The 25488-nt window shown below is 54.4% G+C and carries 24 protein-coding genes and 5 tRNA genes; 10 read left to right on the top strand and 19 right to left on the bottom strand.

Going from position 1 to position 25488, the window contains the following annotated elements; genetic code table 11:
- From proX to leuA, 6 genes are all read left to right on the top strand, one after another.
- Positions 1–996 carry a glycine betaine/L-proline ABC transporter substrate-binding protein ProX gene (gene proX, locus ACHHZ6_RS10915; protein WP_395122207.1) on the top strand — a complete coding sequence of 332 codons (996 nt, stop codon included), beginning with the start codon at positions 1–3 and terminating at the stop codon, positions 994–996.
- A 137-nt stretch (positions 997–1133) separates the two neighbouring features.
- A complete protein-coding gene (locus tag ACHHZ6_RS10910) occupies positions 1134–2318 on the top strand; it encodes an MFS transporter (RefSeq protein WP_182918825.1) in 1185 nt (394 codons plus the stop codon).
- 315 nt (positions 2319–2633) lie between these two features.
- Complete coding sequence (gene mprA / locus ACHHZ6_RS10905) at positions 2634–3164, top strand: transcriptional repressor MprA (protein ID WP_182272402.1); 531 nt, start codon at positions 2634–2636, stop codon at positions 3162–3164.
- Between the two features lie 127 nt (positions 3165–3291).
- Positions 3292–4464, top strand: coding sequence for a multidrug efflux MFS transporter periplasmic adaptor subunit EmrA (gene emrA / locus ACHHZ6_RS10900; RefSeq protein WP_182272403.1), 1173 nt, complete (start codon positions 3292–3294; stop codon positions 4462–4464).
- Between the two features lie 16 nt (positions 4465–4480).
- Positions 4481–6037: a multidrug efflux MFS transporter permease subunit EmrB gene (gene emrB / locus ACHHZ6_RS10895; protein ID WP_395122206.1), complete on the top strand. Its 1557-nt coding sequence runs from the start codon at positions 4481–4483 to the stop codon at positions 6035–6037.
- 96 nt (positions 6038–6133) lie between these two features.
- Positions 6134–7783, top strand: a complete 1650-nt coding sequence (gene leuA / locus ACHHZ6_RS10890) for a 2-isopropylmalate synthase (protein WP_395122205.1) — start codon at positions 6134–6136, stop codon at positions 7781–7783.
- On the opposite strand, the gene ACHHZ6_RS10885 is transcribed toward leuA, so the two are convergent.
- From ACHHZ6_RS10885 to mltB, 19 genes are all read right to left on the bottom strand, one after another.
- Complete coding sequence (locus ACHHZ6_RS10885; RefSeq protein ID WP_395122204.1) at positions 7780–8544, bottom strand: AraC family transcriptional regulator; 765 nt, start codon at positions 8542–8544, stop codon at positions 7780–7782. The genes leuA and ACHHZ6_RS10885 overlap by 4 nt on opposite strands.
- Before the next feature lie 49 nt (positions 8545–8593).
- Positions 8594–9109 carry an S-ribosylhomocysteine lyase gene (gene luxS, locus ACHHZ6_RS10880; RefSeq protein ID WP_182272407.1) on the bottom strand — a complete coding sequence of 172 codons (516 nt, stop codon included), beginning with the start codon at positions 9107–9109 and terminating at the stop codon, positions 8594–8596.
- Between the two features lie 152 nt (positions 9110–9261).
- The gene (gene gshA, locus ACHHZ6_RS10875; RefSeq protein WP_182272408.1) at positions 9262–10806 is read right to left on the bottom strand and encodes a glutamate--cysteine ligase; all 1545 of its coding nucleotides are present in this window, start codon (positions 10804–10806) and stop codon (positions 9262–9264) included.
- 83 nt (positions 10807–10889) lie between these two features.
- On the bottom strand, positions 10890–11318 hold the full coding sequence (locus ACHHZ6_RS10870) for a YqaA family protein (RefSeq protein ID WP_182272409.1): 429 nt from the start codon (positions 11316–11318) through the stop codon (positions 10890–10892).
- On the bottom strand, positions 11315–11881 hold the full coding sequence (gene yqaB / locus ACHHZ6_RS10865; RefSeq protein WP_182918829.1) for a fructose-1-phosphate/6-phosphogluconate phosphatase: 567 nt from the start codon (positions 11879–11881) through the stop codon (positions 11315–11317). Before yqaB ends, ACHHZ6_RS10870 begins: the two co-directional genes overlap by 4 nt.
- 125 nt (positions 11882–12006) lie before the next feature.
- A tRNA-Arg gene (locus tag ACHHZ6_RS10860) sits at positions 12007–12083 on the bottom strand.
- 160 nt (positions 12084–12243) lie between these two features.
- Positions 12244–12320 (bottom strand) — tRNA-Arg (locus ACHHZ6_RS10855).
- Between the two features lie 161 nt (positions 12321–12481).
- Positions 12482–12558: transfer RNA gene (locus ACHHZ6_RS10850), tRNA-Arg, on the bottom strand.
- Between the two features lie 64 nt (positions 12559–12622).
- Positions 12623–12699, bottom strand: a tRNA-Arg gene (locus ACHHZ6_RS10845).
- 4 nt (positions 12700–12703) lie between these two features.
- Positions 12704–12796, bottom strand: a tRNA-Ser gene (locus ACHHZ6_RS10840).
- A 343-nt stretch (positions 12797–13139) separates the two neighbouring features.
- Positions 13140–13325, bottom strand: coding sequence for a carbon storage regulator CsrA (gene csrA / locus ACHHZ6_RS10835; RefSeq protein ID WP_000906486.1), 186 nt, complete (start codon positions 13323–13325; stop codon positions 13140–13142).
- A gap of 241 nt (positions 13326–13566) precedes the next feature.
- Positions 13567–16194, bottom strand: a complete 2628-nt coding sequence (gene alaS / locus ACHHZ6_RS10830) for an alanine--tRNA ligase (protein WP_395122203.1) — start codon at positions 16192–16194, stop codon at positions 13567–13569.
- A 131-nt stretch (positions 16195–16325) separates the two neighbouring features.
- Positions 16326–16826, bottom strand: a complete 501-nt coding sequence (gene recX, locus ACHHZ6_RS10825) for a recombination regulator RecX (RefSeq protein ID WP_182918831.1) — start codon at positions 16824–16826, stop codon at positions 16326–16328.
- A 67-nt stretch (positions 16827–16893) separates the two neighbouring features.
- On the bottom strand, positions 16894–17952 hold the full coding sequence (recA, locus tag ACHHZ6_RS10820; RefSeq protein ID WP_182272413.1) for a recombinase RecA: 1059 nt from the start codon (positions 17950–17952) through the stop codon (positions 16894–16896).
- A gap of 89 nt (positions 17953–18041) precedes the next feature.
- Positions 18042–18539 carry a nicotinamide-nucleotide amidase gene (gene pncC, locus ACHHZ6_RS10815; protein ID WP_182272414.1) on the bottom strand — a complete coding sequence of 166 codons (498 nt, stop codon included), beginning with the start codon at positions 18537–18539 and terminating at the stop codon, positions 18042–18044.
- 130 nt (positions 18540–18669) lie between these two features.
- Positions 18670–19548 (bottom strand): metal ABC transporter substrate-binding protein, encoded by an 879-nt coding sequence (locus ACHHZ6_RS10810; RefSeq protein ID WP_196390417.1) that lies wholly within the window; start codon positions 19546–19548, stop codon positions 18670–18672.
- 14 nt (positions 19549–19562) lie between these two features.
- Entirely contained in the window at positions 19563–20423 is an 861-nt protein-coding gene (locus ACHHZ6_RS10805) for a metal ABC transporter permease (protein WP_182272416.1), read from the bottom strand.
- A complete protein-coding gene (locus ACHHZ6_RS10800; protein WP_182272417.1) occupies positions 20420–21073 on the bottom strand; it encodes a metal ABC transporter ATP-binding protein in 654 nt (217 codons plus the stop codon). The genes ACHHZ6_RS10805 and ACHHZ6_RS10800 overlap by 4 nt, the downstream gene beginning before the upstream one ends.
- Positions 21074–21380: 307 nt before the next feature.
- A complete protein-coding gene (mltB, locus tag ACHHZ6_RS10795) occupies positions 21381–22481 on the bottom strand; it encodes a lytic murein transglycosylase B (RefSeq protein ID WP_182918833.1) in 1101 nt (366 codons plus the stop codon).
- A 274-nt stretch (positions 22482–22755) separates the two neighbouring features.
- On the opposite strand from mltB, the gene srlA reads away from it, so the two are divergent.
- The 4 genes from srlA to srlD are packed head-to-tail and all read left to right on the top strand — an operon-like array spanning position 22756 to position 25457.
- A complete protein-coding gene (gene srlA, locus ACHHZ6_RS10790) occupies positions 22756–23319 on the top strand; it encodes a PTS glucitol/sorbitol transporter subunit IIC (protein ID WP_182272419.1) in 564 nt (187 codons plus the stop codon).
- Positions 23316–24287: a PTS glucitol/sorbitol transporter subunit IIB gene (locus ACHHZ6_RS10785; protein WP_182918834.1), complete on the top strand. Its 972-nt coding sequence runs from the start codon at positions 23316–23318 to the stop codon at positions 24285–24287. The genes srlA and ACHHZ6_RS10785 overlap by 4 nt, the downstream gene beginning before the upstream one ends.
- Before the next feature lie 12 nt (positions 24288–24299).
- Positions 24300–24662 carry a PTS glucitol/sorbitol transporter subunit IIA gene (gene srlB, locus ACHHZ6_RS10780; RefSeq protein ID WP_182918835.1) on the top strand — a complete coding sequence of 121 codons (363 nt, stop codon included), beginning with the start codon at positions 24300–24302 and terminating at the stop codon, positions 24660–24662.
- Between the two features lie 15 nt (positions 24663–24677).
- Entirely contained in the window at positions 24678–25457 is a 780-nt protein-coding gene (srlD, locus tag ACHHZ6_RS10775; protein ID WP_182272422.1) for a sorbitol-6-phosphate dehydrogenase, read from the top strand.
- The last annotated feature ends 31 nt before the right edge of the window (positions 25458–25488 follow it).

Raw genomic sequence — 25488 nt, 5'->3', positions numbered from 1 at the left:
ATGCGACAGAACCTGTTTTTTGCCACAGCGTTTGCCACCCTGGTCTCTACCAGCGCCTTTGCCGCTGACCTGCCTGGCAAAGGCATTACCGTGCAGCCGGTACAGAGCACCATTTCGGAAGAGAGTTTCCAGACCCTGATCGTCAGCCGCGCGCTGGAGAAGCTGGGTTATACGGTCAATACGCCGAGTGAAGTAGATTACAACGTGGGCTATACCTCGATTGCCTCCGGGGATGCGACCTTTACCGCCGTGAACTGGCAGCCACTGCACGACGATATGTATGCCGCCGCCGGTGGTGACAAGAAATTCTACCGCGAAGGGACCTTCGTAACCGGTGCAGCGCAGGGTTATCTGATCGACAAGAAAACTGCCGACCAGTATCACATCACCAATATTGAGCAGCTAAAAGATCCGAAGATCGCCAGACTGTTCGACACCAACGGTGACGGTAAAGCCGACATGATGGGCTGCTCGCCGGGCTGGGGTTGTGAAGCGGTGATTAACCACCAGAACAAAGCCTTCGATCTGGCGAAGACCGTCGACGTAAACCACGGCAACTACTCCGCGATGATGGCCGATACCATTGCCCGCTTTAAAGAGGGTAAACCCGTCATCTATTACACCTGGACTCCGTACTGGGTGAGCGACGTGCTGAAGCCGGGCAAAGACGTGGTGTGGCTGCAGGTACCGTTCTCCTCCCTGCCAGGCGAGCAGAAAGATATCGACACTAAGCTGCCAAACGGCATGAATTACGGCTTCCCGGTAAACACCATGCATATTGTTGCCAACAAAGCCTGGGCAGAGAAAAACCCGGCGGCGGCAAAACTGTTTTCGGTGATGAAATTGCCGCTGGCGGACATCAACGCCCAGAATGCCATGATGCATAACGGAAAATCGTCTGAAGCGGATGTTAAAGGCCACGTCGACGGCTGGATCAAAGCCCACCAGAAACAGTTTGACGGTTGGTTGAAGGAGGCGCTGGACGCGCAGAAGTAATCATTTCACTTCCCTCTCCCACCGGGAGAGGGAAGCTAAACCGCACAAACCATCACTTAACAATCCCCCAACATTCACCATCATTCGTTATTATGGTTCTGGAAAAATAATCACTTAATTCACGATCCCTGAACCTAATGACAAAAACAACTCACGGGCTTAGCCCGGCACTCATCCTTTTAATGTCCGTGGCAACGGGTCTGGCTGTCGCCAGTAACTACTACGCACAACCTCTGCTTGATACCATCGCCCGCGCGTTTAACCTCTCCGCCAGCTCAGCAGGTTTTATTGTCACCGCCGCACAGCTTGGCTACGCCGCAGGGCTGCTGTTCCTGGTACCGCTGGGCGATATGTTTGAACGCCGGATGTTGATTGTCTCCATGACCCTGTTGGCCGCAGGCGGGATGCTGATCACCGCCAGTAGTCAGTCGTTAACGATGATGATTATCGGCACCGCCCTGACGGGGTTGTTCTCTGTCGTGGCACAAATTCTGGTGCCGCTCGCCGCCACGCTCGCCTCGCCGGAAAAACGCGGCAAAGTGGTAGGCACCATCATGAGCGGCCTGCTGCTGGGGATTTTACTGGCGCGTACCGTTGCGGGACTGCTGGCAAGCCTGGGTGGCTGGCGCACCGTTTACTGGGTAGCCAGCGTACTGATGGTGGCGATGGCGCTGGCGCTGTGGCGTGGGCTGCCAAAAGTGAAGCCGGAGAATCACCTGAACTACCCGCAGCTTCTCGCCTCGGTTTTCAGCCTCTTCACCCAGGATAAACTGCTACGCACCCGCGCGCTGCTGGGATGTTTCACCTTTGCTAACTTCAGTATTTTATGGACGTCAATGGCATTTCTCCTTGCCTCGCCGCCGTTTAACTATTCCGAAGGGGTGATTGGCCTGTTTGGTCTGGCTGGCGCGGCGGGCGCGCTGGGTGCGCGTCCGGCTGGCGGGCTGGCCGATAAAGGCAAATCCCACCTGACCACCTCCACCGGGCTGGTTTTACTGCTGCTTTCCTGGGCTGCTATCTGGTACGGACATACCTCTGTACTGGCGCTGATCGTCGGTATTCTGGTGCTCGACCTCACCGTGCAGGGTGTGCATATTACCAACCAGACCGTCATTTACCGCGTGAAGCCAGAGGCGCGTAACCGCCTTACTGCCGGGTATATGACCAGCTATTTTATCGGTGGTGCTGCGGGTTCATTAATTTCAGCTTCGGCGTGGCAGCACGCGGGCTGGTCAGGCGTATGTGCAATAGGGGCAATTGTGGCCGCACTGAATCTGCTGGTCTGGTGGCGTGGGTTTCATCGCCAGGAGTCAATCCACTAAGTTTTACACTGCTTTAGGCCTCTTATGGGTATAAAGGGGCCTTTCAGTCTGTTAATGTTAATGTAATCATTTATCCCAGAAATTTTAATGTGGGTGACATATTTACAATCGGCATGAATAGTTCAGAACCCCGTCCTCACATCCTCTCTTCCGGGGGCAAATCCCTCGTCCTTTCTGTGCTCACCGGGTCACGGACTTACCCGGCGCTTTCTGATGGTGTCATAAATTTGGCGGATATAACCGCACAAATAATTCATTTACATTATTTGTCACCATCGTTACTATATCGGCTGTAATTAATGAGGTTATACCCAAATGGATAGTTCGTTTACGCCCATTGAACAAATGCTTAAATTCCGCGCCAGTCGTCATGAGGACTTCCCGTATCAGGAAATCCTGCTGACCCGCCTGTGCATGCACATGCAGGGGAAGTTACTGGATAACCGTAATAAAATGCTGAAAGCTCAAGGGATTAACGAGACGTTGTTTATGGCGTTGATTACGCTGGAGTCTCAGGAAAACCACAGTATCCAGCCATCAGAGCTGAGCTGCGCGCTGGGTTCGTCCCGTACCAATGCCACCCGTATTGCTGATGAGCTGGAAAAACGCGGCTGGATTGAGCGCCGTGAAAGCGACAACGATCGCCGTTGTCTGCATTTGCAACTGACTGAAAAAGGTCACGAATTCCTGCGTGAGGTGTTACCACCTCAGCACAACTGTCTGCACAAACTCTGGTCTGCCCTCAGCACCGCCGAGCGCGACCAGCTTGAGCACATCACTCGCAAGCTGCTTACCCGTCTGGATCAGATGGATGAAGATGGCGCTATTCTTGAAGCGCTGCGCTAACGCGACGACACGCTCGATTATCCAGATTAGAAAAGAAAACTGACAGGCCAGCACGTCACACTGCTGGCCTTTCTGACAACAGGTCGGCTCAGCCGATGTGAAAATAAGAAGATCGTGGAGAACAACAATGAGCGCAAATGCGGAGAACGCAACCCCGCAGCAACCGGCCAACAAGAAAGGCAAACGTAAGAGCGCCCTTCTTCTGCTGACCTTGCTCTTTATTACTATTGCCGTGGCATATGGGATCTACTGGTTTTTAGTATTGCGTCATGCTGAAGAGACGGACGACGCATACGTGGCAGGGAACCAGGTACAAATTATGGCGCAGGTGTCGGGCAGCGTGACGAAAGTCTGGGCTGACAATACCGACTTTGTGCAACAAGGGGATGTGCTGGTTACACTCGACCCGACCGACGCCCAGCAGGCGTTTGAAAAAGCACAGACAGGGCTGGCTTCCAGCGTCCGTCAAACCCGCCAGCTGATGATCAACAGTAAACAGCTTCAGGCCAGCATTGATGTGCAAAAAACCGCGCTGACCCAGGCGCAGAGCGACCTCAATCGTCGTGTACCTCTCGGCACCGCCAACCTGATTGGCCGCGAAGAGCTGCAACACGCCCGTGATGCCGTTGCCAGCGCACAGGCACAGCTGGATGTGGCGATCCAACAGTACAACGCCAACCAGGCGATGGTACTCGGTACCAGTCTGGAAAACCAACCGGCGGTAAAACAGGCGGCGACTGAAGTGCGCAATGCGTGGCTTGCCCTGCAGCGTACCAAAATTGTCAGCCCAATGACCGGATACGTCTCCCGTCGTTCCGTCCAGCCAGGCGCACAGATTAGCCCAACAACACCGCTGATGGCGGTAGTACCGGCAAACAATCTGTGGGTGGATGCCAACTTCAAAGAGACGCAGCTTGCCCATATGCGTATCGGCCAGACGGCGACAGTTATCAGCGACATCTACGGTGATGACGTGAAGTACACCGGTAAAGTAGTGGGTCTGGATATGGGGACCGGCAGCGCCTTCTCCCTGCTGCCCGCACAGAATGCCACCGGTAACTGGATCAAAGTGGTCCAGCGTCTGCCCGTGCGTATCGAGCTGGATGCAAAACAGCTCGCTGACCACCCGCTGCGTATTGGCCTCTCTACGCTGGTAACAGTTGATACTGCCAACCGCGATGGACAGATCCTGGCAAGCCAGGTACGTAGCAGCCCGGCTTATGAAAGTAACGCCCGTGAAATTAGCCTCGATCCGGTCAACAAACTGATCGATGACATCGTGAAGGCAAACGCCGGTTAATCCGAAGGTGAGCGTTATGCAACAGCAAAAGCCGCAAAAACCGCTGGAAGGTGCGCAACTGGTCATTATGACCATTGCGCTGTCACTGGCGACATTCATGCAGGTGCTGGACTCCACCATCGCAAACGTGGCGATCCCCACTATCGCCGGGAACCTTGGCTCATCACTGAGCCAGGGAACCTGGGTCATTACCTCGTTCGGGGTGGCGAACGCTATCTCCATTCCGATTACCGGCTGGCTGGCAAAGCGCGTCGGTGAGGTGAAGCTGTTCCTCTGGTCAACCATCGCCTTTGTGCTCGCCTCCTGGGCGTGCGGCATGTCCACCAGCCTGACGATGCTGATTTTCTTCCGCGTCATTCAGGGGATTGTGGCCGGGCCATTGATTCCGCTGTCACAGAGTTTACTGCTGAACAACTATCCGCCGGCCAAACGCTCTATCGCGCTGGCGCTGTGGTCAATGACCGTGATTGTCGCGCCGATTTGCGGGCCTATCCTGGGCGGCTATATCAGCGATAACTATCACTGGGGTTGGATCTTCTTCATCAACGTACCGATTGGTGCCATCGTCGTCATGATGACGTTGCAGTCGCTGCGTGGCAGGGAAACGCGAACCGAACAGCGGCGCATTGACAGCGTGGGCCTGGCGTTATTGATCCTCGGCATCGGTAGCCTGCAGGTGATGCTCGACCAGGGTAAAGAGCTGGACTGGTTCAACTCACGGGAGATCATCATCCTGACGATTGTTGCGGTGGTATCGCTCAGTTTCCTGATTGTCTGGGAGCTGACCGATGATAACCCGATAGTCGATCTCTCGCTCTTTAAGTCGCGAAACTTCACCATAGGCTGCCTGTGTATCAGCCTCGCCTACATGCTCTACTTCGGTGCCATTGTTCTGCTACCGCAGTTGCTGCAGGAGGTATATGGCTACACCGCAACCTGGGCGGGTCTTGCCTCTGCACCGGTTGGATTGATTCCGGTTCTGCTGTCGCCGATTATTGGCCGTTTTGCCCATAAGCTCGACATGCGCAGGCTGGTGACGTTCAGCTTTATCATGTACGCCGTGTGCTTCTACTGGCGCGCGTATACGTTCGAACCGGGAATGGACTTTGGCGCATCCGCCTGGCCGCAGTTTATTCAGGGCTTTGCCGTAGCATGTTTCTTTATGCCACTGACGACCATTACGCTTTCCGGTTTGCCACCTGAACGAATGGCGGCAGCGTCCAGCCTGTCGAACTTTACCCGTACGCTGGCAGGCTCCATCGGGACGTCGATCACCACCACCCTGTGGACCAACCGTGAATCGATGCACCATGCCCAGCTGACCGAAGCAGTGAACCCGTTCAACCCGAACTCCCGGGAGATGTATAACCAGCTTCAGGGAATGGGAATGACGGAGCAGCAGGCCTCCGGCTGGATTGCACAGCAGATCACTAACCAGGGGTTGATTATCTCTGCAAATGAGATTTTCTGGATATCGGCAGGGATCTTTATCATTCTGCTCGGCCTGGTGTGGTTTGCCAGACCGCCGTTTGGTGCCGGTAGCGGTGGTGGTGGTGGTGGTGGTGCGCACTAACCCACGTTGTCCAAAACGCGACAGCGATTGTCAGTTCCGATAAAGCAGCGCTCCTGAGATCAATTCACGATAGTGAAAAGACAACAGGAGCGCATCATGCTGAACACACCCGCCGACAAATACCAGCCTTTTCCCGCCATTTCTCTGCCCGACCGTCGCTGGCCTGAGCAACGCATTACTCATGCGCCGCGCTGGCTCTCTACCGATTTACGCGACGGTAATCAATCCCTCGCCGAACCGATGGACAGCACGCGCAAGCTGCAGTTCTGGGATCTGTTGCTAAGCTGCGGGTTCAAAGAGATCGAGGTCGCCTTCCCTTCCGCTTCGCAAACCGACTTCAACTTTGTTCGCCAGCTGATCGAAGAAAACCGCATCCCGGATGATGTGACCATCCAGGTATTAACGCAGGCACGGGAAGATCTGATCCTTCGCACCTTTGACTCCCTGCGCGGCGCGAAGCAGGCTACTGTTCATCTGTATAACGCGACTGCGCCGCTGTTCCGCCGCCTGGTGTTCGGTATGGAGAAAGCCCGGATCGTCGAGCTGGCAACCCGTTCCACGCGCCTTATCCGTAAGCTTTGTGAAGAGAACCCCGACACCCGCTGGCAGTATGAATACTCCCCGGAAACCTTCTGCTTTACCGAGCCGGAGTTTGCGCTGGAGATTTGTGAAGCCGTGGCGGAAATCTGGCAGCCGTGCCATGAGCGCCCGATGGTGATTAACTTACCCGCCACTGTAGAAGTGAATACGCCGAATGTGTATGCCGACCAGATTGAGTATTTCTGTCGCCACTTTAGCCGTCGTCGCGATGTCTGCATTAGCGTTCACCCGCATAACGATCGCGGCACTGGCGTCGCCAGTGCCGAACTGGCGGTAATGGCAGGAGCTGACCGTGTCGAAGGCTGCCTGTTTGGCAATGGAGAGCGCACGGGCAATGTCTGTCTGGTAACGCTGGCAATGAACCTCTACAGCCAGGGGATCAGCCCTGAGCTGGACTTCAGCGATATGAACCGCGTGGTGGAAGTCGTGGAAACCTGCAACCAGTTGCCAGTGCATCCGCGCCATCCGTGGGCAGGACGGCTGGCCTACACCGCCTTCTCGGGCTCACATCAGGATGCGATCAAAAAAGGCTTTGATGCCCGTAGCCCCGGCGAACGCTGGGAGATGCCTTATCTCCCCATCGATCCGCAGGATATTGGGTGTACTTACGAAGCGGTGATCCGCGTGAACAGCCAGTCCGGTAAAAGCGGCAGCGCCTGGCTTATTGAACAGAATCATGGTCTGAAATTGCCTCGTGTCCTGCAGCAGGACTTTAGCCAGTACGTACAGCAGGAAACGGATAAACACGGGAAAGAGATGACGCAGAATGCGCTGTGGCAACTGTTCCGCAGCCGCTATGGACTGGTGGTGACACCGCGCTTTTCCCTGCAATCTTACCTTAGCGACAGCCAGCAGGACGGGCAGTTACGTCTGACGGCAAACATCATCACACAAGGGGAAGTGCGCCAGCTTGATGGCCAGGGAAATGGACTATTATCCGCCGCCGCTAACGGCCTGAGCCGCTGGGTTAACGCCCCGTTTGTGATTAAGGATTATCATGAACATACCCTGGGAGAACGTAGCGACAGCCGCTCTGTGGCGTATATCCGCTGTCTGTTCCAGGACGGCAGTAGCCGCTGGGGAGTCGGCATTGACAGCGACGTGGCACGCGCGTCTCTTCAGGCACTATTGAACGCCATCAGTTAGCTGTCTTTGAAGTAATCGCTGGGTGAAATTCCCATCACCCGGCGAAACATCACCGTAAAGGCGCTGTGGCTGCCGTAACCCAGATCCAGAGCCACACGTAACACAGGCTGGCCCTGTGCCAGCCGCTGTAGCGCTTCCAGTAATCTCGCCCTTCTTACCCACTCGCTGTAGCTTAACCCCGTCTGCGTTTGAAAATGGCGATTCAGGGTTCGCTCACTCATGCCGATCAGGCTGGCGACCTGCACGCTGCTCCAGCTTTCTCCCGCCGTCTGGCGGATCTGCTTGCAAAGATTTCGCAGCGTTTCACTTTCCGGCTCCGGCAGGTGAAACGGTAGTACCGGCATCACGCGAATTTCATCCAGGATCAATTCATACACCCGCTCATCCCGGCAGCCTGGCGAGTACGACTCCGGAAGCGTAAGAGAGGCGAGGATCAGTTCACGTAATAGTGGAGAGATCTGCACGATCTGGCAGGTCGCTGGGAGATCGGCACGGGCCAGCGGATCGATAAACAGCGTACGTGCGGCAACATGACCGGTGATGCGCAGGGAATGCCGTGTACCCGCAGGCAGCCAGACGCCGCGACCCGGTGGGACAACCCAACAGCCAGAGGCAGTATCCACCCTCACCACACCACTCAGGCAGTGCAACAGCTGTGCGCAGTCATGTTGATGCCAGGGTTCACTGTCGCCATGAGCATAATCATGCGCAAACGGTACCAGGGGACGATGGACAAAGGAGAAGGTCGAGGTTGTGGTCATGGGGTTAAACAACCCTTACCCTCTCCCGGAGGGAGAGGGCGAAGGCGCACTAGATGTGCAGTTCCTGCAGTTTTTCTTTTGGCAGGGCCAGCTCTTCATTGCTGTTCACACGAACATCACGCTCAATGATGTGGCGCGCGATTTCCTGCGCTTCTTCCAGAGAGTGCATCTGGTAAGTCCCGCACTGGTAAATGTTCAGTTCAGGGATCTGATTCTGCTCTTTCACCTTCAGCACGTCTTCCATTGCTGCTTTCCAGGCTGCTGCAACGCGCGTCTCTTCAGGCTGACCAATCAGACTCATGTAGAAACCCGTGCGGCAGCCCATTGGGGAGATATCAATAATCTCTACGCCGTTGCCGTTCAGGTGGTCACGCATAAAACCGGCAAACAGGTGCTCCAGCGTATGAATGCCTTTTTCAGGCATCACTTCTTTGTTCGGCACGCAGAAACGCAGATCGAATACGGTGATCGTGTCGCCGTGCGGAGTGTGCATGGTCTTCGCCACACGTACAGCAGGTGCTTCCATACGGGTATGGTCGACGGTAAAGCTATCTAATAACGGCATACGTCACCTCCGATAGTGATTTTTTTAAAAAAAACTGAACTCTTCGACAGAATGCGCGTCTGAGTATATGAAAGACGCGCATTTGTTATCATCATCCCTGAATTCAGAGATGTATATTTTGGCCACAGCGATGTGGCCTTTTTCTTTTTGGTTCAAACCTGCTTCGCCAGAAACGCCTCAAACGACTCAGTATCCGCCGCTTCGACTTCTTTCTGACGTATGACAGAAGCGTCTCGTTCTGCCATAAAATCCGCTTCACTCAGGATTTCTAGCGGCTCCTGCATCAGCATTTCCCGGTATTGCGCAGAGAGCGAACGCCCTGTACCGCCGATACCCTGATCAATCATAGAACGCAGAATACGTGCTGAGAATGTCAGTTCAGGGTTATCAAAGCATTCGACCAACTGGTCGCAAACGTTTTGATACTCTTCACCGCCGTATACGCTGTCCATTGTCTGGGCAACACGTTTCAGGTCACGGAACAGATCTTTACCCACTTTTGGCAGCGGGAACTGCGCCGCTTCACAACCGATACCCAGCGTCAGACCCGGCTTACGCCCTTCCAGAATCACGCGATTCCAGTTAGTACGGGTGCAGAGCAGTTCATCTGAACTCATTTCAGGCGCATCGGCCAGCACGCACCAGACCATAAACAGATCAAGGAAGCGAACCTGCTGCTCATCAACACCAATCGGTGAGAACGGGTTAATATCCAGCGAGCGCACTTCAATGTATTCAATACCGCCGCGCTGCAGCGCATCAGACGGTGTTTCACCGCTGCGCGTGACACGCTTCGGACGAATGGGCGCGTACAGCTCGTTTTCAATTTGCAGCACGTTGCCGTTGATTTGCAGACGCTTACCGTCTTTTTCGAGACCGATTTTCTCGTACTCTTCTGACGGCGTTTTAATCGCGCGCTTCAATCCTGCCACATATTCATGCAATTCGTTAAACGTAATACCGAGATTGCTTTGCGATTTATTGGTATAGCCAAGATCGCTCAGACGCAGAGACGTGGCATACGGCAGGTAGTACATCCCGCATTCGGTCTTCTCGAACGGCAGCGTGGTCGGTTTTCCCTGCAGGAATGATGAACAAATCGCAGGTGACGCGCCAAACAAATAAGGAATGACCCAGCCGAAACGATAGTAGTTACGGATCAGGCGGAAGTAGCCTGCGGAGATCGCTTCTTTATCCGTTTCGCCGCATTTCGCCTGCCAGAACGCCATCGGCAGAGAGAAATTGTAATGCACCCCAGAGATGGTCTGCATCAACGCGCCGTAGCGGTTTTTCAGCCCTTCACGGTAAAGCGTTTTCAGCCGACCGATATTCGACGTGCCATACTGCGCCAGCTCAATCTCCTGCCCCTGCTCGATATAGCACGGCATACTGAGCGGCCACATGCGCTCATCGCCCAGATTACGGGCGGTAAAGCGATGGACGTCGCGCAAGATCGTCAGCATATGATCAATATCGCCATCCACCGGAGTGATAAACTCCAGCAGCGCTTCGGCGAAATCGGTTGTGATCCATTTATGTGTCAGCGCCGAGCCTAACGCCTTCGGGTGACCCGTTGTGGCTAAGCTGCCATCTGCGTTAACGCGCAGCGTTTCACGCTCAAGCCCACGCTGAATACCCTTCAGAGCCTGAGGGTGGTTTTCCAGCCAGGCCAGCGCCTGTGATACGTCCGGGATCAAATTGACCTCCCGCCTGTCAAAGTATTGTTACTCAGCATAATTGTAATGGTTGACGATTGAAGGTCGCTAAATCACTCCACCAATTAGTGCCACCACGTCATACCCTGTAGTGTTACCCATGCCACGAGAACATAGCGCAACGCCTTGCCAAGGCACAAAAAAAAGAGCACCGGTCCCCAGGAGATGCGCATCCATCCCGCCAGCAGACACAGTAAATCACCTATTACAGGCATCCAGCTTAATAACAGCGTGGCAGCGCCATAGCGTTTTAGCCAGCCGACTGCCTTTTCCTGCCAGCGTGATTTTTCACGCAGCGGGAAGAAACGCCCAAGAATAACGTTAGTCAGCCCTCCAAAGCTATTACCCATTGTTGCTATTAAGACGAGCAACCAGGGCTGACTGGCACCAGACAACAGCATCGCTACCAGCACCACTTCCGAATTTCCCGGTAAGAGCGTGGCGCTTAAGAAACTGCTGGCGAATAATGAGGCAAGTGACAGCGCGTCACTCACAGTAAGCGAACGTCCACCGCATCCATTCCGGCATCACGCGCGGCCTGAATACCAAAATCTGCATCTTCAAAAACAACGCATTTTGCCGCAGGTACACCCATGCGCTCTGCGCAAAGCAGAAAGGTGTCTGGTGCGGGTTTGTGGTTTTTAACATGATCGGCGGCAACCACAGCGGAAAAATAGTGACGCAAGCCAAGATGGTTGAGCAACGCTTCTGCGATTGAGCTTTCGCTGCCCGTGCCAACCGACATCGGCCGACGTCCGTGCCACTCCTTAACAACATCTATTAGCGGCAATGGACGTACGGTATCTAAAAGCATCGCCTTTACCGCGTCAGTTTTTTCACGTGCGAGCAGGTGCGGGTCGAGATCGGCCTGATTCATTTCAATCACGGCCTGTGCAATACGCCAGGTTGGGGATCCGTTGAGGGCAACCATTGCCTGGAGATCGAAACGCATGCCGTAACGTCCAAGGACTTCAGTCCAGGCTTTACGATGCGTGGGTTCAGTATCCAGGATGGTACCATCCATATCGAAGATCAAACCGTCATACTGTGCGTACATCGTGCTCTCGCTAAACGATTAACAAAGCATTACTTTATCGTAAATGGTGGTTTTTGTCGCTGATTGCGAAATGATAACAATGAGAGTGATTAAGAACTGAACACAAGGAGAATGACAAGAAGAGATGGTGCATCCGGGAGGATTCGAACCTCCGACCGCTCGGTTCGTAGCCGAGTACTCTATCCAGCTGAGCTACGGATGCATCGGAAAATGCTTTTAGAAACAGTAAATGGTGCATCCGGGAGGATTACTCGGCTGCGCCTCGCCCTTCGGGCCGTTGCTGAAGCAACGTTATCCTCCCTGGTGCTTGCGATTAACTCGCAGACCTTGAAATAACAGTGTTGCTGTTATTTCGGAGAAGATGGTGCATCCGGGAGGATTCGAACCTCCGACCGCTCGGTTCGTAGCCGAGTACTCTATCCAGCTGAGCTACGGATGCATCAGGGTACTGCTTTCAGAAATAGTAAATGGTGCATCCGGGAGGATTACTCGGCTGCGCCTCACCCTTCGGGCCGTTGCTGAAGCAACGTTATCCTCCCTAGTGCTTGCAATTAACTCGCAGACCTTGAAATAACAGTGTTGCTGTTATCTCGGAGAAGATGGTGCATCCGGGAGGATTCGAACCTCCGACCGCTCGGTTCGTAGCCGAGTACTCTATCCAGCTGAGCTACGGATGCATCGGGATTTACTACTGTACTACTCGATATTCATATCACTTCGAAAGCAATATGAAGTAATAGATGGTGCATCCGGGAGGATTCGAACCTCCGACCGCTCGGTTCGTAGCCGAGTACTCTATCCAGCTGAGCTACGGATGCAAAATGGCGGTGAGGCGGGGATTCGAACCCCGGATGCAGCTTTTGACCGCATACTCCCTTAGCAGGGGAGCGCCTTCAGCCTCTCGGCCACCTCACCACACAACGCCTCTTTCGAGTGCTTCGAGTAACTCGTTAAGAGCTTCTCGTCGCTGCGTGGCGCATATATTACTTTCTGGGACTTATAAGTCAAACAATTTTCCACACGCTTTTATCGTTTGCACAAATCGCACGCAATTCGCATGTAAAAGCCGCAAAGAGGGTGTTTTATAAGCGGATTTTGCAGGCATCTTCACAGAAATCTATTGAGGGAATGGCGGCGTTTGGTCGAGATAAGGGTAAGGGAGTGGTTAAAAACAGAGCGGTTGAAATCAAACGGTAACTTTAAGCAGGAAAAATTGCGGGAGAGGTTGCGTCTCGCCCGACAGCGAGACGCGATAATATCAGTAACTGGACTGCTGGGATTTTTCAGCCTGGATACGCTGGTAGATCTCTTCACGGTGGACAGATACTTCTTTAGGGGCGTTCACACCAATACGAACCTGGTTACCCTTTACCCCTAAAACTGTCACGGTGACCTCATCCCCAATCATGAGGGTCTCACCAACTCGACGAGTCAGAATCAGCATTCTTTGCTCCTTGAAAGATTAAAAGAGTCGGGTCTCTTGTATCCCGGCATTATCCATCATATAACGCCAAAAAGTAAGCGATGACAAACACGTAAAGTGTAAGCAGTCACGGCATTACATTCTGTTAAACGTAAGTTTAGCCGATATACACAAACTCAACCTGACTTTATCGTTATCGATAGCACAGTGAACAAGACGCCATAACGTTGCCGCTATGGCGTCTGCTTGTGCTTTGTAATTATTACAGTTTCGCGCTTACCCAGCCTTCAACGCTGGCCAATGCCGCAGGAAGTGCCGCCGCATCCGTACCACCAGCTTGCGCCATGTCCGGACGACCGCCCCCCTTGCCGCCCACCTGCTGAGCGACCATACCAATCAGTTCCCCTGCTTTAACGCGGTCGGTCACATCCTTAGAGACGCCCGCAATCAGAGAAACCTTACCTTCTGCCACCGTCGCCAGCACGATAACTGTGGAACCAAGCTGGTTCTTCAGATCGTCGACCATAGTGCGAAGCATTTTAGGCTCAACACCGGCCAGGCAGCTGACCAGCAGTTTGACACCCTTAATCTCTACCGCTTTGCTGGAGAGGCTTGCGCTCTCTTGTACTGCTGCCTGCTCTTTCAACTGCTGCAGCTCTTTTTCCAGCTGACGGGTGCGATCCAGCGCAACACGCACTTTCTCACCCAGATTCTGGCTATCGCCTTTCAGCAACTGTGCGATGTCGTGCAGTTGGTCGCTCTGCGCATGCAGGCTGGCAATAGCACCTTCACCGGTCACCGCTTCAATACGACGAACACCTGCCGCCGTACCTGATTCAGAAACGATGCGGAACAGACCGATATCACCCGTACGGGAAGCGTGAGTACCACCGCACAGTTCGGTGGAGAAGTCGCCCATGCTCAGTACGCGAACACGTTCGTCATATTTCTCACCAAACAGTGCCATCGCACCTTTCTTCTTCGCCGCTTCGAGCTCCATGATATGAGTTTCGATTGGCAGGTTACGACGGATCTGCGCGTTCACCAGATCTTCCACCGCACGGATTTCAGATGGCTTCATCGCTTCGAAATGAGAGAAGTCGAAACGCAGAACCTTATCGTTAACCAGAGAACCTTTCTGTGCAACGTGGGTACCCAGAACATCACGCAGGGCTGCGTGCATCAGGTGCGTTGCGGAGTGGTTCAGACGAATACGTGCACGGCGAACTTCATCAACGTTAGCCTGAACGCCCTCACCCACTTTCAGAGAGCCGGAAACCAGTTTGCCCTGGTGACCAATAGCCTGACCGTATTTCTGGGTGTCAGTAACGTTGAAGCTAAAGCCGTCGCCTTTCAGTTCGCCTTTATCGCCAACCTGGCCGCCAGATTCGGCATAGAACGAGGTTTTGTCCAGAATCACAACCGCATCCTGGCCTGCGCTGATGCTGTCTACGGCTTTACCGTCAACAAACAGAGCGGTCACTTTGCCGGTCAGTTCCAGATTTTCGTAGCCTTTGAATTCAGACGCACCCTCAACGCGGATCATCGCGTTATAGTCTGCGCCAAAACCGCTGGATTCACGCGCACGACGACGCTGCTCTTCCATCGCAGCTTCAAAGCCCGCTTCGTCAACTTTGATGTTGCGCTCACGGCAAACGTCTGCCGTCAGGTCAACCGGGAAGCCGTAGGTATCGTACAGGCGGAAAGCGGTTTCGCCATCCAGCGTGTCGCCCTTGAGCTTAGCCAGCTCGTCATCCAGCAGCGCCAGACCACGCTCCAGAGTACGGGCAAACTGTTCTTCTTCGGTTTTCAGAACCTGTTCAACCTGCGTCTGCTGGCGTTTCAGTTCATCGCCCGCAGCGCCCATCACGCCAACCAGTGGCCCAACGAGTTTATAGAAGAAGGTGTCCTTCGCGCCCAGCATGTTGCCATGACGGATAGCACGACGAATGATACGACGCAGCACGTAACCACGGTTTTCATTCGACGGAATAACACCGTCGGCAATCAGGAATGCACAGGAACGGATATGGTCTGCGATAACGCGCAGAGATTTGTTGTTCAGATCGGTTGCGCCCGTCACATCAGCAACGGCTTTGATCAGAGTACTGAACAGGTCAATCTCATAGTTGGAGTTAACGTGCTGCAGAACAGCCGCGATACGCTCCAGACCCATACCGGTATCAACGGACGGCTTCGGCAACGGCTCCATCGTACCGTCAGCCTGACGGTTGAACTGCATGAAGACGATGTTCCAGATCTCAATGTAGCGATCGCCATCTTCTTCAGCACTTCCTGGAGGGCCACCCCAGATGTGGTCACCGTGATCGTAGAAGATCTCGGTACATGGACCACAAGGGCCCGTATCGCCCATCTGCCAGAAGTTGTCAGACGCGTAAGGTGCGCCTTTGTTATCGCCGATGCGGATAATACGTTCGCGCGGGATACCAACTTCTTTTTCCCAGATTTCGAAGGCTTCGTCATCGGTTTCATAGACGGTAACCCACAGACGCTCTTTCGGTAGGTTGAACCAGTTTTCACCGGTCAGCAGTTCCCACGCATACTGGATGGCGTCGTGTTTGAAATAGTCGCCGAAGCTGAAGTTGCCCAGCATTTCGAAGAAGGTATGGTGACGCGCGGTGTAACCGACGTTTTCCAGGTCGTTGTGTTTACCGCCCGCACGCACGCAACGCTGTGAGGTTGTGGCGCGGGAATAATTACGCTTGTCGAGACCAAGGAATACATCCTTGAACTGGTTCATCCCGGCGTTGGTAAACAGTAGAGTCGGGTCGTTGTTCGGTACCAGGGAGCTGCTGGCAACAACCTGGTGTCCCTTACTATGGAAAAAATCGAGAAACGCCTGACGGATCTCAGCGGTGCTCTTGCTCATAATTATCCTGAAATCAAGCTAACGAAATGTCGTAGCAAGCCTGTACTGTTAAACAGTTGAACAGACCAGCTACTGGAAAAAGTGGGAATAAGATAAGTTTTCTTTAGTGGGAAGTAAAATCCCGCATGCGTTCAATCGGTAAAATTGCGCCAGATATCCTGAATATCTTCCATCAGGAAGCCGCGGTAGAGCAAAAAGCGCTGAATTTTGATTTTGTCTGAAAATTCACGCGGCAGCGGTTCACCATATTTACGCATCGCCTGTTCTCTTGCCAGTTCGCACCAGTCGGTATCGCATTCGCGCATCGCTTTTTCAATGGATTCACGGGCTACGCCTTTCTGGTTAAGCTCCTGGCGGATGCGCACGGGGCCGTATCCTTTGCGGCCACGGCTGGCGAGAAACCGGGAAGCAAAACGGTCATCATCCAGATAGTGATGCTCGTAGCACCAGGCAATCACGCGGTCGTAATCTTCCGCGGTAGCATCAATCTCTTCCGGCCCATTTTTGCTCATGATGGGGGCGGAAAGTTTCCGCCGCAACTCTTGTTCGCTGTGGTCGCGAACAGCAAGAATACGTACCGCACGATCCAGTAAACGTGCGTACGCAGGACGACGAGTTGTCGGTTCACTCATAAAAAACCTGCTGGTTCAGAAATGCAAAAAGGGCCGCATCAGCAGCCCTTCGTCTTTACACGAAACATTAAAAATCTTCGTGGGTTTCTTCAGCATCCGCGCTATCAACTGCGAAGTCTGGTGTGGCGTCCTGGTTGTTCAACAGAAGCTCACGCACTTTCTTCTCAATTTCTTTCGCCGCAGCCGGGTTCTCTTTCAGCCAGCCAATTGCATTGGCTTTACCCTGACCGATCTTATCACCGTTGTAGCTGTACCATGCGCCCGCTTTTTCAATCAGCTTCTCTTTCACGCCCAGGTCAACCAGCTCGCCGAAGAAGTTGATACCTTCGCCGTAGAGGATCTGGAATTCAGCCTGTTTGAACGGTGCAGCGATTTTGTTCTTCACCACCTTCACGCGAGTTTCGCTACCGACCACGTTCTCACCCTCTTTCACCGCGCCGATACGGCGGATATCCAGACGGACAGAAGCGTAGAATTTCAGTGCGTTACCACCGGTCGTGGTTTCCGGGTTACCGAACATCACACCAATTTTCATACGGATCTGGTTGATGAAGATGAGCAGCGTATTGGACTGCTTCAGGTTACCGGCCAGCTTACGCATCGCCTGGCTCATCATACGCGCCGCGAGGCCCATGTGAGAGTCACCGATTTCACCTTCAATTTCGGCTTTTGGCGTCAGTGCGGCAACGGAGTCAACCACGATAACGTCAACGGCACCGGAGCGTGCCAGCGCATCACAAATTTCCAGCGCCTGTTCACCGGTATCCGGTTGAGAACACAGCAGGTTATCGATATCAACGCCCAGTTTGCGGGCATAGATTGGATCCAGCGCATGCTCGGCATCGATAAACGCACAGGTTTTACCTTCGCGCTGTGCCGCAGCGATAACCTGCAGCGTCAGGGTGGTTTTACCGGAAGATTCCGGTCCGTAGATCTCTACGATACGGCCCATTGGCAAACCGCCAGCACCCAGTGCGATGTCCAGAGAAAGCGAACCGGTGGAGATGGTTTCCACGTCCATTGAACGGTCTTCACCCAGGCGCATGATGGAGCCTTTACCGAATTGCTTTTCGATCTGGCCCAGTGCTGCCGCCAACGCTTTCTGTTTGTTCTCGTCGATAGCCATTATTACTCCTGTCATGCCTGGAGAAGCGACTGCGCTTCACCGTGGATTTCTGTTCTGTTGGTGCAATTATACTGTACAGTCATACAGTATCAAGTGTTTTGTAGAAATTGTTGCCAGAGCGTTTTTAACGCATATTCGGTTGCCTGCCGACGCACGCTTTCGCGATTGCCGCTAAAGCACTCCCGGCGAGTGATCCCTTCACCTTTTGAGGTGGCAAAACCAAACCAGACGGTACCGACGGGCTTCACGTCACTGCCACCGTCCGGCCCTGCGATGCCGCTGATCGAAATGGCATAATCGGCACGCGCCTCTTTCAGCGCCCCAATAGCCATCTCAATCACCACCGGTTCACTGACCGCACCATGCTGTTCAAGCGTCCCTTCACGCACGCCAATCATCTGTGCCTTAGCTTCGTTACTGTAGGTCACAAAGCCGCGTTCAAACCAGGCGGAACTGCCTGCAATATCCGTAATCACTTTGGCAACCCAGCCGCCAGTACAGGACTCTGCGGTGGTGATAGTCGCACCACGTTGCTTAAGCGCCAGCCCTACCACTTCGCTCAGCTGCATCAATTCATGGTCAGTCATTATCGCTCCTGGCTTCGGAAAAACGTGCTGCACAAGATAGCACTTTCTCGTCCGATATGGGGACGAGCTTCGGGTTTTACGAGGGAGCTTCAGAAAAAAGCCGATGCGGGTGCACCGGCTACAGGAAAGATTATTTCATACTGTCCGCAAGGGTATTCACATTGTGGCGAAACGCGTTGATGTAGGTATCTGCCACACCACCTTTTGCCGACAGCGCTTCCGGGTAAAGCTCCCCGCCCGGCTGCGCGCCCGTCGCACTGGCAATCTGTTTCACCAGACGCGGGTCGAGCTGGTTTTCCATAAACCAGGTTTTCACGCCGTCCATTTTAATCTGGTTAATGATCTCCGCGACCTGCGCCGCGCTGGCCTCACTCTCTGATGACAGCCCTTGCGGTGCCATAAAAGTCACACCGTAGGCGCGGCTAAAATACCCGAACGCATCATGGCTGGTCAGCACTTTACGTTTCTCCTGCGGGATTTGGCTAAAGCGCGTTTTAGCCCAGTTATCCAGTTGGGTGAGCTGTTTGATATAGGACTTACCGGAGGCTTCCAGCGCCACTTTATCTTCAGGATCGGCGTTCACCAGCCCCGAGAGGATATTTTGCGCATACAGCGCCCCGTTCGCCGCGCTATTCCACGCATGTGGGTCGGTCACGGTTTTGCTATCCTCTTCCAGAGTATGAGTTTTCACTCCTGTGGAGGCCACAACGAGCTGGCCCTTAAAGCCAGAGGCTTTTACTAGCCGGTCGAGCCAGCCCTCCAGCCCCAGACCGTTTACCACCACGACGTCAGCCTTACTCAGCGCTGCGCTGTCTTTCGGCGACGGTTCGAAAGTATGCGGGTCACCGTCCGGCCCGACCAGCGTCGTCACCTTCACGTGCTCGCCCCCCACCTGCCGGGTGATATCCCCCAGTATGGAAAAGCTGGTCACCACGTTGAGCGTTTTCGCCATCACACTGTGTGACATCATCCCCAGCGCGAGCGCCACTGCTAACCCTGTACGTTTCATCGTTTCCCCTTGCGTTAAAAAAGCGCACGCAGGCTGCCTGCCAGCCTGCTGCGCGTGCCAAATAAAATGGAAATAAAGAACAGCGCGCTGGCCGTCAGGACGATGGACGGTCCGGCGGGTAGACTCATCGCCCAGGAGAGGCTCAGCCCCAGCCACGCGCAGAAAATGCCGCTAATACCTGCCATCAGCAGCAATCCTGGTAGGGTGCGTACCCAGCAGCGGGCCGCCACTGCGGGTAACATCATCAGCCCCACGGCCATCAGCGTGCCAAGTACCTGAAAACCGGCTACCAGGTTGAGCACCAGCAATGCCAGAAACAGGCCGTGTAATAAGCCGGGCACCCCGCGAGCGTTCACCTGCAGCCAGGCGGTATCAAACGCTTCGGTCACCAGCCCACGATAGAAAATAGCCAGCATCATCAGTGTGAAGATGCAAACGCCGGTCACAAACAGCGCGGCATCGTTGTCCACGGCGAGAATAGAGCCAAACAGCAGATGCAGCAGATCGACGTTCGAACCGTGCAACGACACCAGCGTGACGCCCAACGCCAGCGATCCCAGATAGAACCCCGCAAAGCTGGCATCCTCTTTAAGCGGCGTACGGCGGCTCACCAGCCCGGCCACCAGCGCAACGGTAATTCCGGCGATAAAGCCACCAATACTCATCGCCAGCAGCGACATTCCGCTCAGCAAATATCCCACGGCGACACCGGGCAAAATGGCGTGAGAGAGTGCATCGCCCATCAGGCTCATCCGGCGCAACTGAAGAAATACACCCAACGCGGTAGTGCTGACCGAGAGCGCCAGGCAGACCACCAGCGCACGACGCATAAAGCCGTAGTCGATAAACGGCTGAAAAAAGAGATGCCAGATCATGCCACCCTCACCCGTTCGGTTTTCCAGAGGGGGGTATCAACATCCAGCCGCAATGTCTGCGGGAAGTGGCGCGACACGCGTTCGCTGTCATGCAACACGGCGAGCAGGGTCTGCCCCTGCTGATACATCTCCAGCATCAGCGCCATCAGCACATTGCAGGTGACTTCATCAACGCCGGTAAACGGTTCATCGAGCATCACCAGCGGAGCCTGCTGCACGAGTACGCGCGCAAACAGCATGCGCTGAAACTGGCCGCCGGACAGTTCATCAATAGTTGATAACGCCATCGACTCCAGCCCCACGCGCTCAAGGGCTTCGGTAATACGCAGCCGCGTGTCGCGACGAAAACCAGAAAAAAGCGAAATCCCCGGCCAACAGCCCATACTCACCACGTCCTGCACGGTCAGTGGAAATTGCGCCTCCAGCGCGTGGCGCTGCGCCAGCCAGCCAATCACCGGGCGTTTACCCTGCCAGCGAAAATCGCCGCTTACAGGGGGAATAAACCCGGCGAGCGTTTTCAGTAATGTGGATTTCCCGCATCCGTTAGCACCGATAATCGCGGTCATGCTTCCGCGTTCAATGACACCCGACAGAGGACGCGTAACAGGCTGGCGGTCATACCCCGCCATCAGTTCGTTCATTACGATCATGGCAAAGCCACCGCCCAGCTCACGGCCAGCCCGATAAACACAATAAGCACCAGTGCCAACAGAAGCCGGACTGACGCGGATAAAGAGAAAAGGGACGTTGACATCTCGACACCACATTAAATGTTATAACATAACAATAATGAAAGAAAACGAAGATGTAAACGAAGAGGATTGAACAGGAGTGTAGCGAAATGTTTCTGTGGTATTTCCCCCTCCCGTGGGAGAGGGTGAGAGCATCAGTCTGCACTGTGTCTGCATTATTGCCGGGTGGCGGCGTTGCCTTACCCGGCATACTCAACCGGACTGATTATTGACTAAACGGTGATGCCGCGGGTGCACGCGCCTGCGAAACTGCCAGCCCCAGTTGCCACACCGCCATTGCATAGTGCGTGCTGTGGTTATAGCGGGTGATAGTGTAGAAGTTTGGCAGCCCGTACCAGTACTGATAGCCCGTCCCCACATCCAGACGCAACAGGCTCGCCTGTTGTGCATTACCCAGAGGCTGCGTTGGCGTCAGACCTGCCGCTGTCAGCTGCGAAATGCTGTAGTTAGTTTTAAAACCGTTTTCCAGCCCCGGAGCCTGGCCGTTAGCCTGCACTGCCACCTGGCCGCCCGCGACCCAACCGTGTGATTTGAAGTAGTTCGCCACACTACCAATGGCATCCACCGGATCCCACAGGTTGATATGACCATCACCGTTAAAGTCGACGGCAAATTGCTTATAGGATGACGGCATAAACTGACCGTAGCCCATCGCACCGGCAAACGACCCTTTCAGATCCAGCGGATCGTCCTGTTCGTTGCGCGCCATCAGCAGGAAGGTTTCCAGCTCGGACGAGAAATACTCGGCGCGACGCGGGTAGTTAAAGGAGAGTGTTGCCAGCGCATCGAGAATGCGGGTTTTCCCCATCACGCGGCCCCAGCGGGTTTCCACGCCGATGATCCCGACGATGATTTCAGGCGGTACGCCGTAAACCTGCCATGCACGGTTAAGGGCATCTTCATACTGATTCCAGAACACCACGCCATTTTGCACGTTGTCCGGGGTAATAAACTGTTTGCGATAGCGCAGCCACGCACCGTTTGGCCCAGTCGGCGCTTGCGCCGTCGGTGCCTGTCTGTCCATCAGGCGCAGAACGTAGTCCAGACGTTTTGCCTGAGACAAAATTTCATGCAGTTGCTGCCTGTCAAAGCCGTGTTTGCTCACCATGTTATCGATGAACTGCTCGGCCGCCGGGTTATTCGCGAAGTCACCGCCCATCTGCATCATATTATGCTGCGGCTCCAGCAAGAATCCCCCGGAAGGCGTGCCAGCCGTAGGCTGAGCAGCTTCGGTTTTAGGTTTGCTACTACAGGCAGACAGAAGAATAAGCGCAGGTAACAACGCTGCATAACGACGCTTGAACATGGGACATCCATTTAACGAGTTCGATAAGAGCCCAGTATGGTAAAGCATCCCCGACACCTCAAGGAAGCGGTACTCATCTCCCCTGCCAAATCTTTACGCTCCCCAACGCAAATCTGTGTTTTTTTCAACCAAAAACAATTCATCACACCAATTAACTTTCAAAACAATCCATTTTTCTTTCATTGTGAGATCTAACTAACACTTTAAAACCTTTCAAAGTGATTATTATTAGTCGCGGTTATACAAAAACAAAAAGCCCCCACAGGAGAGAAGAATGATAGAAACCATCACCCACGGTGCCGAGTGGTTCATCGGGCTGTTTCAGAAAGGCGGAGAGGTGTTCACCAGTATGGTGACCGGGATCCTGCCTCTGCTGATCAGCTTGCTGGTTATCATGAACGCACTTATTAACTTTATCGGCCAGCAACGCATTGAACGCTTCGCCCAGCGCTGCGCCGGGAACCCACTGTCCCGTTATCTGGTTCTACCCTGCATCGGTACGTTCGTTTTCTGCAACCCGATGACCTTAAGTCTCGGTCGCTTTATGCCAGAAAAATACAAGCCGAGTTACTACGCCGCTGCATCCTACAGCTGTCACTCGATGAACGGCCTGTTCCCGCATATCAACCCCGGCGAGCTGTTTGTCTACCTCGGTATTGCCAGCGGTCTGACCACGCTTGGCTTACCACTTGGCCCGCTGGCGGTGAGCTATCTGCTGGTCGGTCTGGTCACCAACTTCTTCCGCGGCTGGGTTACCGACCTCACGACCGCCATTTTCGAGAAAAAAATGGGCATCCAGCTTGAACAAAAAGTCCATCTTTCAGGAGCCACAGCATGAGCCGTATTCGCATTGTTAAAGGAACGGGCGGCTGGGGCGGCCCGCTGGAACTCGACGCCACTGAAGACAAAAAAATTGTCTACATCACTGCAGGCACGCGCCCGGCAATTGTCGACAAACTGCGTGAGTTAACTGGCTGGGAAGCCGTCGACGGTTTTAAAGAGGGTGAACCACCGGAAGCTGAAATCGGCGTTGCGGTCATTGACTGCGGCGGCACCCTGCGCTGCGGCATTTATCCAAAGCGTCGCATCCCGACCATCAATATTCACGCCACCGGTAAATCTGGCCCACTGGCGCAGTACATCCTTGAAGATATTTATGTTTCAGGCGTGAAAGAAGACAACATCCGTCTGGCAGAAGGGTCCCCTGCTTCACAGAAAAAGGAAGCCAAAGCCGCGCCGCGTGATTACGACACCAGCAAAAAAATCACCGAGCAGAGCGACGGCCTGCTGGCGAAAGTTGGGATGGGCATGGGTTCGGCGGTGGCGGTGCTGTTCCAGTCCGGGCGCGACACCATCGACACGGTGCTGAAAACCATTCTGCCGTTTATGGCATTCGTCTCGGCGCTTATCGGCATCATTATGGCATCCGGTCTGGGCGACTGGATTGCCCACGGCCTCGCCCCGCTTGCCAGCCATCCGCTCGGGCTGGTGACGCTGGCACTGATTTGCTCTTTCCCGCTGCTGTCACCGTTCCTCGGCCCGGGCGCGGTGATTGCGCAGGTCATCGGCGTGCTGATTGGTGTGCAAATCGGTCTGGGAAATATTCCTCCACACCTGGCTCTGCCTGCCTTGTTTGCCATTAACGCTCAGGCAGCGTGCGACTTCATTCCCGTTGGGCTATCGCTTGCCGAAGCGCGCCAGGACACCGTGCGCGTTGGCGTACCGTCAGTGCTGGTAAGCCGCTTCCTGACAGGTGCACCAACCGTACTGATTGCCTGGTTTGTCTCCGGCTTTATTTATCAATAAGAGGTTCCTGCGATGACCGTGATTTACCAAACCACCATTACCCGCATCGGACAGAGCGCAGCCGATGCGCTCAGTGACCAGATGCTGATCACCTTCCGCGAAGGTGCGCCAGCGGATATTGAAGAGTTTTGTTTTATCCATTGCCACGGCGAGCTGAACGGTGAGCTGAAGGCCGGTAGTCAGCTGGAGCTGGGTGAAACGCGTTATGCCGTCACCGCCGTGGGTGACGTGGCTGAGCAAAACCTGCGTGAACTGGGCCACATCACCCTGCGTTTTGATGGCCAGTCACAGGCGGAATACCCCGGTACGGTTCACGTGGATGGCCCGGTTCCACAGGTCGTAACCCCAGGCTGCACGTTAAAATTTGTTGCGTAATTTAAGGAGAAAGATATGAGTCAGGTTGCCGTTGTCATTGGTGGGGGACAAACCTTAGGAGAGTTCATCTGCCGTGGGCTTGCCGCAGAGGGTTACCGCGTAGCGGTAGTGGATATTCAGAGTGAAAAAGCCGCGCGCGTGGCGGACACCATCAACACCGAGTTTGGCGAAGGGATGGCGTACGGGTTTGGAGCCGATGCCACCAGCGAACAGAGCGTGATGGCGCTCGCTCGCGGTGTGGATGAGATTTTTGGCCGCACTGACCTGCTGGTCTACAGTGCCGGGATTGCAAAAGCGGCATTTATCAGCGACTTCGCGCTGGGCGATTTCGACCGCTCGCTGCAGGTCAATCTGGTGGGGTATTTCCTCTGTGCCCGCGAGTTTTCACGCCTGATGATCCGCGACGGAATTCAGGGACGCATCATTCAGATCAACTCCAAATCGGGTAAAGTGGGCAGCAAACACAACTCCGGTTACAGCGCGGCCAAATTTGGCGGCGTGGGCCTGACGCAGTCGCTGGCACTGGATCTGGCCGAATACGGCATTACCGTACACTCGCTGATGCTCGGCAACCTGCTGAAGTCACCGATGTTCCAGTCCCTGCTGCCGCAGTATGCCACCAAACTCGGTATCAACGCCGACGAAGTGGAGCAATATTACATCGACAAAGTGCCGTTGAAGCGCGGCTGCGACTATCAGGACGTGCTGAATATGCTGCTGTTTTACGCCAGCCCGAAAGCGTCTTACTGCACCGGGCAGTCGATTAACGTGACCGGTGGGCAGGTCATGTTCTGATCGAGCAGCCTGATGCCCTCACCCTACCCCT

The organism is Enterobacter cloacae complex sp. 2024EL-00214 (assembly GCF_043945575.1).
Lineage (GTDB): Bacteria > Pseudomonadota > Gammaproteobacteria > Enterobacterales > Enterobacteriaceae > Enterobacter > Enterobacter cloacae_P.
This window is presented reverse-complemented; position numbering and strand designations above follow the sequence as displayed.